The sequence below is a fragment of the Aminobacter ciceronei genome (genome assembly GCF_014138625.1).
GTDB classification, from domain to species: Bacteria; Pseudomonadota; Alphaproteobacteria; order Rhizobiales; family Rhizobiaceae; genus Aminobacter; species Aminobacter ciceronei.
Map to the genome: position 1 here is coordinate 18,621 of NZ_JACJHY010000051.1, position 11,627 is coordinate 30,247.

Sequence of the window (11,627 nt, forward strand, 5' to 3'; positions counted from 1 at the left end):
GCGGCCATGCTGGTTTGCGGGAGCTGCCAAACAACAAAGGGCCCGCGATGCGGGCCCTTTGCATTGATCTTTCTTTCAGGACTTATTCAAACTCGCCGAGGTCGCGGACGGCGCCGCGGTCGGCCGAGGTGGCAAAGGCGGCATAGGCCTTCAGTGCCTTGGTCACCTTGCGCTTGCGCACTTCCACCGGCTTCCAGCCCCTGGCATCCTGCTCGGCGCGGCGGGTGGCGAGCGTCGCTTCGTCGACGCGCAGGCTGATCGTGCGATTGGGGATGTCGATGTCGATCATGTCGCCCTCGCGCACCAGCCCGATCGTCCCGCCATTTGCCGCCTCAGGCGAAACGTGGCCGATCGACAGGCCTGACGTGCCGCCCGAGAAGCGGCCGTCGGTGAGCAGCGCGCAGGCTTTGCCCAGGCCCTTCGACTTGAGGTAGCTGGTCGGGTAGAGCATCTCCTGCATGCCGGGGCCGCCCTTCGGACCCTCGTAGAGGATCACCACCACGTCGCCGGCCTTGATCTCGTTACCAAGGATCGCCTTGACCGAGGCGTCCTGGCTCTCGAACACGCGAGCGGGTCCCGAGAATTTCAGGATCGACTCGTCGACGCCGGCTGTCTTCACCACGCAGCCGTCGCGCGCGATGTTGCCCTTGAGTATGGCGAGGCCGCCGTCCTTGGAGAAGGCATGTTCGGCCGAGCGGATGACGCCTTTTTCGCGGTCGAGGTCGAGATCGTCCCAGCGCCGGTCCTGGCTGAATGCTGTCTGCGTTGGTACGCCGCCCGGGGCGGCGAGGTAGAAGTCGCGCACCGCCTGGCTCTTGGTCCGCGAGGTGTCCCAATGATCGATGGCTTCGCCGATCGTCGCCGTGTGCACGGTCGGCAGGTCGCGGTTGAGCAGGCCGGCTTTGTCGAGCTGGCCGAGGATGGCAAAAATGCCGCCGGCGCGATGCACGTCTTCCATGTGCACATCGGCCTTGGCGGGCGCCACCTTGCACAGCACCGGAACCTTGCGCGACAGCGCGTCGATGTCGTCTTGGTCGAAGTCGATCTCGCCTTCATGGGCCGCCGCCAGGATGTGCAGCACTGTGTTGGTCGAGCCACCCATGGCGATGTCGAGCGCCATGGCGTTTTCGAATGCCCCCTTCGAGGCGATGGAGCGCGGCAGCACGCTCTCGTCGTCCTGCTCGTAATAGCGCTGGGCGAGGTCGACGATCAGGTGACCGGCCTCGACGAACAGCCGCTTGCGGTCGGCATGCGTTGCCAGCGTCGAGCCGTTGCCGGGCAGCGACAGGCCAAGCGCTTCGGTCAGGCAGTTCATCGAATTGGCGGTGAACATGCCAGAGCAGGAGCCGCAGGTCGGGCAGGCGGAGCGTTCGATCACCTTGACGTCTTCGTCGGTGACCTTGTCGTCAGCGGCGGCGACCATGGCGTCGATCAGGTCGAGCGCATGGGTCTTGCCGTTGAGCACGACCTTGCCGGCCTCCATCGGGCCACCCGAGACGAACACCGCCGGGATGTTGAGCCGCATTGCTGCGTTCAGCATGCCGGGCGTGATCTTGTCGCAGTTCGAGATGCAGACCATGGCGTCGGCGCAATGCGCGTTGACCATGTATTCGACGCTGTCTGCGATGATCTCGCGGCTCGGCAGCGAATAGAGCATGCCGTCATGGCCCATGGCGATGCCGTCGTCGACGGCGATGGTGTTGAACTCCTTGGCCACGCCGCCGGCGGCCTCGATCTCGCGGGCGACCAACTGGCCGAGGTCCTTCAGGTGTACGTGACCCGGCACGAACTGGGTGAAGGAGTTTACGACAGCAATGATCGGCTTGCCGAAATCGGTGTCTTTCATGCCGGTGGCGCGCCAAAGGCCACGGGCACCCGCCATGTTGCGGCCGTGGGTGGTGGTGCGCGAACGATAAGCAGGCATGGGGGCTCTCTCATACAATAGATGGCTAACAGTGGGATTGAGCCACTATCGCCCTTGCGTCAACCATTTTTCGCCTGAGCAGGCGTCTGGCATGACGACAGCGGGCAGCTGCCATGCATTTCGTGCAGTGCAGGCGCGGTTTCAAACCTTGGCGTTGGCCGATTTCCGGCCCTTGCGGCCGCGCCGCAGCTCGGCGACGCCGACCGTTAAGCCCATCGCCAGCGCCATGGTGGCGGCCAGCGAGCGGAAGCCGCCGAAATCGGCCTCGGCCACCTCGAACCACACGCTGGCAAACTGCGCCAGCGGCGAGAATGCGCTGTCGGTGATGGCAACGACAGGCACGCCGTTTGCGGACAATACCCGCGCCTCCTCGACGGTTGCCGAGGCATAGGGCGAGAAGCTGATGGCGATGACGGCGTCCCTTGGCGTGGCGAAGGAAATGATCTCCGGGCTCAGCCCAGAGGCGGATTCGATCAACTGGCTGCGCACGCCGAGCTTGCCCAGCGCATAGGCGATGTAGCTGGCGACAGGATAGGAGCGCCGGCGGGCCAGGATGTAGATCGTCTCCGCGCCGTTAAGGAGATCGATTGCCCGGTCCAGCGTCTCGTCGTCGATGTTGCGCGACATCACGTCGATCGACTTGCTGGCTGCTGCCAGGAAGCCATCGACGATGCGACGATTGCTGGTGCCGTCGTCGGCATCGCCGCGCACCACGGTCAGCCGCTCCTCATAGGAAGTCGTGCGCTCCCTCAGCCGCTCGCGAAAAACCTGCTGCAGGCTGGTGAAGCCGTCATAGCCGAGATGCTGGGCAAAGCGGATCAAGGTCGAGGGCTGCACGCCAGCCGAACTGGCGATGCTGGCGGCGGTGCCGAAGGCGATCTCGTCGGGATTGTCGAGGGCATAGGCCGCCACCTGGGCGATGCGCTTGGGCAGGCTCTCGCGGCGATCGAGGATCAATGCCCTCAGCGCCTCGAAATCGCGCGGCAGTGCCTCCGAAACCGTGTCCGCCATGTCGTCCATTCCGCCTCCGCCTATCCCACCATAACCGTGCCACCGCGGGCTGTCCAAATAAAATGAACTGTATGTTCCATTTTCGCCAAAATTCGACTATTCAGTCCGCCGAAGCATGATCTCAAAGCAGGAGAAGATCATGCTTCGGCAAAATGCCCGAGCCCCATTCCGACGGGATGCGAGCTCTATAAACCGGGAGAGCGTGAAGTGACAGGCGTAGGTCTTATCGGAACCGGCTTCATGGGCAAGTGCCATGCGCTGGCGTGGAATTCGGTGCGCACGGTGTTCGGCGACGTCGACAAGGTCAGGCTCGTCCATCTCGGCGAGGCCAATGCCGACCTCGCCGCCCAGCGCGCTTCCGAACTCGGTTTCGAAAAGTCGTCGGGCGACTGGCGCGCCGTCGTCGCCGATCCGGAGGTCGACATCGTCTCGCTGACCACGCCCAACCAGTTCCATCCGGAGATGGCCATCGCCATCCTCGAAGCCGGCAAGCATCTGTGGTGCGAAAAGCCGATGGCGCCGACATTGGCAGAGGCTGAAGCCATGGCCGCGGCTGCCCGCAAATCGGGCAAGGTGGCCGTGCTCGGCTACAACTACGTCCAGAGCCCGGCCATCCGCCACATCAGGCAGCTGCTCGACGAAAAGATCATCGGTGACGTCAACCATCTCCGCGTCGAGATGGACGAGGACTTCATGGCCGATCCCGAAGCGCCGTTCTTCTGGAAACACGAGGCCAAGTCAGGCTACGGCGCGCTCGACGATTTCGCCGTCCACCCGCTGTCGCTGATATCAGCCCTGTTCGGCCGCGTCGGCCGCGTCATGTGCGACATGGCCAAGCCCTATGCAGATCGCCAGGTCGCCGGCGGCGGCCGCCGAGCGGTCGAGACCTATGACATCGCCTCCAGCCTGATCCATCTCGAAAACGGCGTTCCCGGCACGCTGCTGGTCAACCGTTCCGCCTGGGGGCGCAAGGGCCGCATCCAGGTCCAGATCTTCGGTTCCAAGGGTTCCATCGTCTTCGATCAGGAGCGCTTCAACGAAATCCAGCTTTATGTCACCTCGGACCGCCCGACCGAGCAAGGTTACCGCACCATCCTCGCCGCCCCCGTCCATGAGCCCTACGGCAAGTTCATCCCAGCCCCCGGCCATGGCCTCGGTTTCAACGACCTCAAGACCATCGAATGCCGCGAACTGCTCGCCCGCATCGCCGGTCAGCCGGCGCGTGTCATCGACTTCGACGAGGGCCTTGAGATCGAGCGCACGGTGCACGCCATGGCGCAGTCCTTTGCCGAGCAGAAGTGGGTGAAGGTAAGGTAGGCAAGTCTCTCAAGACTTGGGTTCCTCGCCCCCACACCGTGGAAGAGGTGTCACGGCAAAGCCGTGACGGAGAGGGGCCTTCTTCAGCGCACGCCACTTCGCCGAGCGTTCGGCCATCCCATCTGCACGACATAAGCCGCCAGCAACATCGCGGCGTTAATCTCCAGCACTTCCTCGACGGCGGCGAGCGCGCGTGATGAGGCTGCGATGTCGATCGCCTGCGCCAGCCCGATGAAGCCGCCATGCAGAAGGAGCAGCGCATGGCCCGACAGCCATGTCGTTGTCCCCGCCATGCCTTGCCTGATGTGGCGCAAGGCGAGCAACACCAGCCCTGCTGACAGCGCGAGTATCAGCGCGACCAGAAGCCAGGCGAGGCCGTGGCTGACATCGCGCAACATGCGGTAAGCAAGGATCACGAGGTCGTGGAAACCGTCGAGTTGTCCGCCGCCATAAAGCCCCGGTGGCTGGAAGCCGAACAGGCGGGCGCCGAAGCTGGTCTCGTCTAGCAGCTCGGCAAACCCGATCAGGCCGGCAAGCACGACCGTAACCCTGGGACCACGTCGCAGCGTCGAAGCCGCGGCGCCAAACACGGCGGCAGCCAGGAAGAGCACCGTCCCCGTCTCGACGATACCGTCTTCCTTGAGCAACAGGTGACGGATGCCGGGCGCAACGATCACCGCAAGTGCCGCAGCGGTGGTGACGGCGCCGACGAGCGCCAGCGCCACCACGAGAAACCGGATCTGGCCGCTCCGCCGCGGATCCGGCGTTGCGCCGGCAAGTATCGGATGCGCAAATTCTGCCACGGGCCCCTCCTGTCGTAAGACCGTCACCAAAGCGTCACGCTACGCTTCATTCCGGCGAAGCAAGGGCGGGGCCGATCACTCTTGGCGACCGTCTGTGACGAGCCGGCTTCATTTCGCGCAAGTGTCGGCCAGGTCCTTGCGCCACCTTGTCGGGGTGTTGCGATGTTGCCTCGCCCCGCTCGTGCCTGATATTGCCCGGCCTGCCGTCCATGCGGCGCAAAAGGCCGGAACGTAACTGATGATCAAGCTCCCCGACCTGCCGGTGACGGCGGTCCTGCCGCACCTTGCCGAGGCACTTGCGGCTGGCAATAGCGCCGTGCTGGTAGCACCTCCCGGCGCCGGCAAGACCACGCTGGTGCCGCTGGCGCTGCTCGCTGCGCCCTGGCGTGGTGATGGTAAGGTCGTGCTGCTCGAGCCGCGGCGGCTAGCTGCCCGCGCCGCCGCCCGCCGCATGGCTTCGCTGCTCGGTGAGGAGCCGGGTGGCACAGTCGGCTACGCCATGCGCATGGAAAACAAAGTCAGCGCGAAGACGAGAATCCTCGTCGTCACCGAGGGGGTGCTCGCCCGCATGATCCTCGACGATCCCGAGCTGCCGGGTGTCGCCGCCGTCTTGTTCGACGAGTTCCACGAGCGTTCGCTCGACGGCGATTTCGGCCTCGCGCTGGCGCTCGACGTGCAGGGCGCGCTGCGACCCGATCTCCGGCTGATCGTCATGTCGGCGACGCTCGACGGCGCCCGCGTCTCGAAGCTGCTCGACGGCGCCGAGGTGATCGAAAGCCAGGGCCGCAGTTTCCCTGTCGACATCCGTTATGACGAGCGCCCGGCGGGCGTTGCCATCGAGGACGCCATGGCCAAGGCGATCCGTGACGCGCTCGCCGACGAACCGGGCAGCGTGCTTGCCTTCCTGCCTGGCCAGCGCGAGATCGAGCGCACCGCCGAGCGCCTCGATGGCCGTGTCGGCGCGGATGTCGACATCGTGCCGCTCTATGGCATGCTCGACGGCAAGGCCCAGGACGCGGCGATCAAGCCAGCGCCGGCAGGCCGCCGCAAGGTGGTGCTGGCGACCGCAATCGCCGAGACCTCGATCACCATCGACGGCGTCCGTGTCGTCATCGATTCCGGCCTGTCGCGGCTGCCGAAATACGAGCCGGCGAGCGGCCTGACCCGGCTTGAGACGGTGCGCGCCTCGCGCGCCGCCGCCGACCAGCGCGCCGGCCGTGCCGGCCGCACCAGCCCGGGTGTCGCCATGCGCCTGTGGCGCGCCGAGCAGACCGCAGCATTGCCTGCCTTCTCGCCGCCCGAGATTCTCGAGGCCGACCTCTCCGGCTTCCTGCTCGATTGCGCCGCCTTTGGCGTTGCCGACCCGACGACGCTCGCCTTTCTCGACCCGCCGCCGGCGCCTGCTTTGGCCGAGGCGAAGGCGCTTCTCGTCGAGCTCGAAGCCATCGACGCCGACGGCCGGCTGACGGCGTCCGGCCAGGCGATGCGCAAGCTGGCGCTGCCGGTCCGTCTCGCCCACATGGTCGCCGAAGCGGCGCGTCAAGGGGCGGCGCTTGAGGCGGCGCAGCTTGCCGTGCTGATGACCGAGCGCGGTCTCGGCGGCGACAGCGCAGACCTCGAACGCCGCCTGCAGCGCTTCCGCAACGAGCGCTCGCCCCGCGCCAATGCGGCGCGGCAACTGGCGGAGCGGCTGGCGCGGCAGGCAGGCGCTGCTGGGCAGCCGTCAGGTGATGCGCCCACCCCTGGCGCTCTCCTGCTGCTTGCCTGGCCCGACCGTGTCGCCAAAGCGCGCGGCGAGCGTGGGCGCTTCGTGCTGGCCAATGGCAGCGGTGCAGCCGTCGACGCCGCCGATCCGCTCGCCGGCGAGCAATATCTCGTCGTCGCCGACCTGCAGGGCAAGGCCCAGAACGCCCGCATCTCGTCCGCCGCTGCCGTCTCCGAGGTCGACATCCGCACCGTCCTTGCCGCGCATCTGGAGCGGAAGACAGAGGCCAGTTTCGATAGGGAAAAGCGTTCCGTCCGTGTCCGCGAAACCGTCCGCATCGGCGCAGTCACCTTGTCCGAACGCATGCTGCCGGCACCCAAGGGCGAGGAAGCCGACGGCGCCATTCTGCAGGCCCTGCGCACCCATGGGCTTGGGCTGCTCGACTGGGGCAAGGAGGCGGAGACGCTGCGCCAGCGTCTGACCTGGCTGCATCGCGGTCTCGGCGAGCCCTGGCCCGATATGTCCGACGAGGCGCTGCTCGATCGCCTCGAGGATTGGTTGCTGCCTTTCCTGCGCGGCGAGGCGTCCTTTGCCCGCATCGGCGCCGGCGTGCTCCACGATGCCCTGTTGTCGTTCGTCCCGCACGACCTCCAGCGCAAGATCGGAACGCTCGCGCCAACGCATTTCAGCGCTCCGTCCGGCAGCCATGTGCCGATCCGTTACGATGGCGAATGGCCGGTGCTTGCGGTGCGCGTGCAGGAGCTGTTCGGCATGGACAAGCACCCCTCGATCGCCGGTGGCACGGTGCCGCTGACGCTCGAACTGCTGTCGCCGGCGCACCGGCCGATCCAGACCACGCGCGACCTGCCCGGGTTCTGGCGCGGCTCCTGGGCCGATGTGCGCTCCGACATGCGCGGCCGCTACCCCCGGCATGTCTGGCCCGACAACCCGCTGGAGGCGCAGGCGACCGCTCGCGCAAAGCCGCGCGGTACCTGAAACATGATCCCGAACCGAAGGTCGGCGTAGCGAAAAGCGGATGCCGGTTTTCGGCCAGGATCAGGCTCAAACAACTGAGCATGATCCCGAAAAGTGGATACCGGTTTTCGGACAAGATCATGCTCAAACGACAAGCCAGGGCTTGGCGCGGGCGCGCCTTGCAGCGCATATAGCTGGCATGAACTCACTGATGCGCGCCCCCGACCTCCAGCAGAGCCACCGGCTCCGGCTCAACACGCTGATCCGCCTGCGTTGGCTCGCCATCGTCGGCCAGAGCTTTACCGTCGTCGTCGTCGCCTACTGGCTCGAGTTTCCGCTGCCGGTCAGCCTGTGTTTCGCGCTCATCGCCAGCTCCGCCTGGCTCAACCTGTTCCTCGCCTTCCGCTATCCGGCGGCGCACCGGCTCAACCCCTTCGCCGCTTTCGGCATCCTCACCTTCGACAGCCTGCAACTGGCCGGGCTGCTGTTCATGACCGGCGGACTGACCAATCCCTTCTCGCTGTTGATGACGGTGCCGGTCGTCATTTCGGCGACGTCGCTGCCGCTGCGGTTGACCGCCATGCTGGCGGTCGTGGTCATCGTCATGGTCAGCCTGCTCGCCTTCTTCCACCTGCCGCTGCCCTGGTATGACGGCATCGTGCTGGCCATGCCCTTCATCTACACAGCAGGCATCTGGATCGCCGTCGTCTGCTCGATCGCCTTCACCGCCATGTATGCCTTCCGCGTCGCCGACGAGGCGCGACTGCTCGCCAATGCCCTTGCCGCCACCGAGCTGGTGCTGCAGCGCGAGCAGCATCTGTCGGCGCTCGACGGCCTCGCCGCTGCCGCCGCCCATGAGCTCGGCACGCCGCTTGCCACGATCACGCTCGTCGCCAAGGAGATGGAGCGTGCCCTCGGCAACGATCCGAAATTCGGCGAGGACGTCACGCTGCTGCGCAGCCAGAGCGAGCGCTGCCGCGAAATCCTGAAACGCCTCACCAGCCTGTCGTCGGAGGGCGAGGAGCATCTTGCCCGGCTGCCTTTGACCTCGCTGGTCGAGGAGGTCATTGCCCCGCATCGCGATTTCGGCATTTCGATCAAGCTCGACCCCGGTGATCGCATCGGTCCCGAGCCGGTCGGCCACCGCAATCCGGGCGTCATCTACGGCCTCGGCAATCTGGTCGAGAACGCCGTCGATTTCGCCCGCAGCCGCGTCACCATCCGCTGGAGCTGGGACGACGAGGACGTCAGCTTCGTTATCATGGATGACGGTCCCGGCTTCCCGCCGGAGATCATCGACCGCATCGGCGAACCCTATATGTCGACCCGCCAGGGCGCCGAGCCGGGCGGCGGCCTGGGGCTCGGGCTGTTCATCGCCAAGACGCTGCTTGAGCGCTCCGGCGCCGAGATCAGCTTCACCAATTCGAGCGGCCCGGGCGAGGGCGCTGTTGTCGAGATCTCCTGGCCGCGCGCCGCCTTCCTGAGCCGGCTGCCGGTCGGCACGACGATGTTCGACACTGCCTGAACGGGGACTGCCAAGGGTGCTCCGGACAGCTGGAAACCTTGCGGCAGCTGGTTTTGATCGTCACGGGAATGGCGCCGGCATTGGACATCGGCGCTTTGCACCTATATCTGCATGGAAAAACCATAAGAACGACTGGGATCAACGACAAAAAGGATCAAAGGCGATGACCACCCAGGACATTGCATCCGGGTTGCCAGGCGAAGACCATTCCCTGCTGCTCGTCGATGACGACAAGCCATTCCTGACCCGCCTGGCCCGCGCCATGGAAAGCCGCGGCTTTGCAGTCGACACCGCCGAAAGCGTCGAGGAAGCCGTCGCCAAGGTGCGCAGCAACCCGCCGGCCTATGCGGTGGTCGACATGCGGCTGGGTGATGGCAATGGCCTCGACGTCGTCTCGGCCATCCAGGAGCGCCGCGAAGACACCCGCACCGTCATTCTCACCGGCTACGGCAACATCGCCACCGCCGTCACCGCCGTGAAGCTCGGCGCCATCGACTATCTCTCCAAGCCGGCCGATGCCGACGACGTCTATGCCGCGCTGACCAACTCGTCGGGAGAGCGCGCAGCACCGCCGGAAAATCCGATGTCGGCGGATCGCGTCCGCTGGGAACACATCCAGCGCGTCTACGAGATGTGCGAGCGCAACGTCTCGGAAACCGCGCGCCGTCTCAACATGCACCGTCGCACGCTCCAGCGAATCCTCGCCAAGCGGGCGCCGCGGTAAGCAGATAAGGGAATAGGGGAGTAAGGGAGTAAGGAATAGTAAGGCCCGAAACCGATCTCTCTACTCACCTATCACTCGCTTTCCCCCTCCAGCGCCGGCACCGAAACGCCGGCCAGTTCCGCCGCCAGCAGGCGGGCAGCGCCGGCACGGGCGATGCGCAGCATCAGCGCCTTGCGTGTCGCCGCCACCATACGGTGCTCGGGTGCGTCGCGCATGATTTCGGCGCCATAACCGTCGGAGAGAATGAAGCCGCACTCCTCGGGGAAGATCTCGGCCGGTACCTCGGGATGGGTGGCGAAGAAGAAGCGGTCGGAATGCAACCGGTAGTCGGGCCATTTGCGGTCGACGCGAAAATCCTCGATCGACGACTTGATCTCGATGATCCAGATGTCGCCCTGGCGCGTCAGCGCCACGAGGTCGGCGCGCCTGCCCGTCGCCAGCGACAGTTCCGGCAGCACATGTGCACCCATCTGCATCAGAAGACGCTGCACGCCGCGGCGTACCAGCATGGCTCGCTCGGACTGGCGACCATCGACGAGAGGGTTGGAAGCAAGAGGCGAAATGATCGGCATGGACCGATCATCGCATCATTTGTTCACGTTTTGAACCCACTTGCTGGATTATTCCAGGCAGGCTGATGCCGCGCAGCCATACGTAGCTTCAGGTTGCATCATTGCGGCCTGTCGTTGAATCTGTTGGATTTTCCCGCGATGCGTGTTGCCGAAATGCCATAACCTGTGCCTTACGTTGGGTTCCGCGGGGCTTTGGGTGCACGCAAGGCTTGGCAAGCAAAATGCCTGACCGCTAAGAATGGTGGCAAAAATGAGGCCGAATCGGTCCGGATCCGCTCTTGCTTGGGAACCCCTAGATGCGATTGAAGTCTCTTGCCATTGTCGCCGCCCTGGCGCTGACCACCGCACTCGCCGGCTGTTCGACAGACGGCGTGTCGCGCATGTTCTCCAACGACTATGGCGGTCGCGTCGATGCCGGCTACCAGCTGCCGACGATTCCGATCAGCAAGGTCCCGCGCCAGTTCCATCGCCAGATCGTGCGCTACGAGACCGACGAGCAGCCCGGCACCATCGTTGTCGATACCGCGCAGAAGTTCCTCTACCTCGTCCAGCCCGAAGGCAAGGCCGTGCGTTATGGCATCGGCGTCGGCCGCGAGGGTTTCGAGTGGCAGGGCACGGCCCGCATTGCGGTCAAACGCGAATGGCCGGTGTGGACCCCGCCGCCGGCGATGATCAAGCGCCAGCCCGAGCTCGCCAAGTGGTCGGGCGGCATGCCCGGCGGCCCCAAGAACGCGCTCGGCGCCCGCGCCCTCTACCTGTTCAACAAGGGGGGCGACTCCGGTTACCGCCTGCACGGCACGCCGGAATGGAGCTCCATCGGCAAGGCCATGTCGTCGGGCTGCATCCGACTGATGAACCAGGACATCATCGACCTCTACAACCGCGTCGAAGTCGGCGCCAAGGTCATCGTGAAATAACTGCGGGCCGTCCAGGCAACACGGACGACGCAAACGAAAAACCGGGCACTTTGGCCCGGTTCAGACTGCTGACAAACCCCGTCGAATTTCGGCGGGGTTTTGTTTTGTGGGTTGATTGAGCTTTTTTGGATTGATGTCGGGGGGCAGATGCCAA

The 11,627-nt window shown here is 65.3% G+C and carries 9 protein-coding genes; 5 read left to right on the forward strand and 4 right to left on the reverse strand.

Annotation, left to right across the window (positions count from 1 at the left end; genetic code table 11):
• Positions 1–82: 82 nt before the first annotated feature.
• Positions 83–1,924 carry a dihydroxy-acid dehydratase gene (ilvD, locus tag HNQ95_RS30925; protein WP_154385862.1) on the reverse strand — a complete coding sequence of 614 codons (1,842 nt, stop codon included), beginning with the start codon at positions 1,922–1,924 and terminating at the stop codon, positions 83–85.
• Positions 1,925–2,065: 141 nt separating this feature from the next.
• Positions 2,066–2,944 (reverse strand): MurR/RpiR family transcriptional regulator, encoded by an 879-nt coding sequence (locus tag HNQ95_RS30930; RefSeq protein ID WP_182576029.1) that lies wholly within the window; start codon positions 2,942–2,944, stop codon positions 2,066–2,068.
• A 198-nt stretch (positions 2,945–3,142) separates the two neighbouring features.
• Between HNQ95_RS30930 and HNQ95_RS30935 the strand changes: the two genes are divergently transcribed.
• Positions 3,143–4,252 carry a Gfo/Idh/MocA family protein gene (locus HNQ95_RS30935; protein ID WP_182576030.1) on the forward strand — a complete coding sequence of 370 codons (1,110 nt, stop codon included), beginning with the start codon at positions 3,143–3,145 and terminating at the stop codon, positions 4,250–4,252.
• Positions 4,253–4,335: 83 nt separating this feature from the next.
• Here the strand turns inward: HNQ95_RS30935 and HNQ95_RS30940 are convergent, their stop codons facing one another.
• Complete coding sequence (locus tag HNQ95_RS30940) at positions 4,336–5,055, reverse strand: hypothetical protein (RefSeq protein ID WP_182576031.1); 720 nt, start codon at positions 5,053–5,055, stop codon at positions 4,336–4,338.
• A gap of 238 nt (positions 5,056–5,293) precedes the next feature.
• Between HNQ95_RS30940 and hrpB the strand changes: the two genes are divergently transcribed.
• The 3 genes from hrpB (at position 5,294) to HNQ95_RS30955 (ending at position 9,984) form a co-directional block, all read left to right on the forward strand.
• Positions 5,294–7,756: an ATP-dependent helicase HrpB gene (hrpB, locus tag HNQ95_RS30945; RefSeq protein WP_182576032.1), complete on the forward strand. Its 2,463-nt coding sequence runs from the start codon at positions 5,294–5,296 to the stop codon at positions 7,754–7,756.
• A gap of 178 nt (positions 7,757–7,934) precedes the next feature.
• On the forward strand, positions 7,935–9,260 hold the full coding sequence (locus HNQ95_RS30950) for an ActS/PrrB/RegB family redox-sensitive histidine kinase (protein WP_067955412.1): 1,326 nt from the start codon (positions 7,935–7,937) through the stop codon (positions 9,258–9,260).
• Between the two features lie 163 nt (positions 9,261–9,423).
• The gene (locus HNQ95_RS30955; protein WP_067955409.1) at positions 9,424–9,984 is read left to right on the forward strand and encodes an ActR/PrrA/RegA family redox response regulator transcription factor; all 561 of its coding nucleotides are present in this window, start codon (positions 9,424–9,426) and stop codon (positions 9,982–9,984) included.
• Between the two features lie 71 nt (positions 9,985–10,055).
• On the opposite strand, the gene HNQ95_RS30960 is transcribed toward HNQ95_RS30955, so the two are convergent.
• Positions 10,056–10,556, reverse strand: a complete 501-nt coding sequence (locus tag HNQ95_RS30960) for an MmcB family DNA repair protein (RefSeq protein WP_067955407.1) — start codon at positions 10,554–10,556, stop codon at positions 10,056–10,058.
• A 296-nt stretch (positions 10,557–10,852) separates the two neighbouring features.
• Between HNQ95_RS30960 and HNQ95_RS30965 the strand changes: the two genes are divergently transcribed.
• A complete protein-coding gene (locus tag HNQ95_RS30965) occupies positions 10,853–11,473 on the forward strand; it encodes a L,D-transpeptidase (protein ID WP_067955405.1) in 621 nt (206 codons plus the stop codon).
• The last annotated feature ends 154 nt before the right edge of the window (positions 11,474–11,627 follow it).

Coding starts and splice junctions, on each gene's coding strand:
- HNQ95_RS30960 (WP_067955407.1), bottom strand. CDS start 10,556: ATGCCGATCATTTCGCCTCTTGCTTCCAACCCTCTCGTCGATGGTCGC.
- hrpB (WP_182576032.1), top strand. CDS start 5,294: ATGATCAAGCTCCCCGACCTGCCGGTGACGGCGGTCCTGCCGCACCTT.
- HNQ95_RS30950 (WP_067955412.1), top strand. CDS start 7,935: ATGAACTCACTGATGCGCGCCCCCGACCTCCAGCAGAGCCACCGGCTC.
- HNQ95_RS30965 (WP_067955405.1), top strand. CDS start 10,853: ATGCGATTGAAGTCTCTTGCCATTGTCGCCGCCCTGGCGCTGACCACC.
- HNQ95_RS30930 (WP_182576029.1), bottom strand. CDS start 2,944: ATGGACGACATGGCGGACACGGTTTCGGAGGCACTGCCGCGCGATTTC.
- ilvD (WP_154385862.1), bottom strand. CDS start 1,924: ATGCCTGCTTATCGTTCGCGCACCACCACCCACGGCCGCAACATGGCG.
- HNQ95_RS30955 (WP_067955409.1), top strand. CDS start 9,424: ATGACCACCCAGGACATTGCATCCGGGTTGCCAGGCGAAGACCATTCC.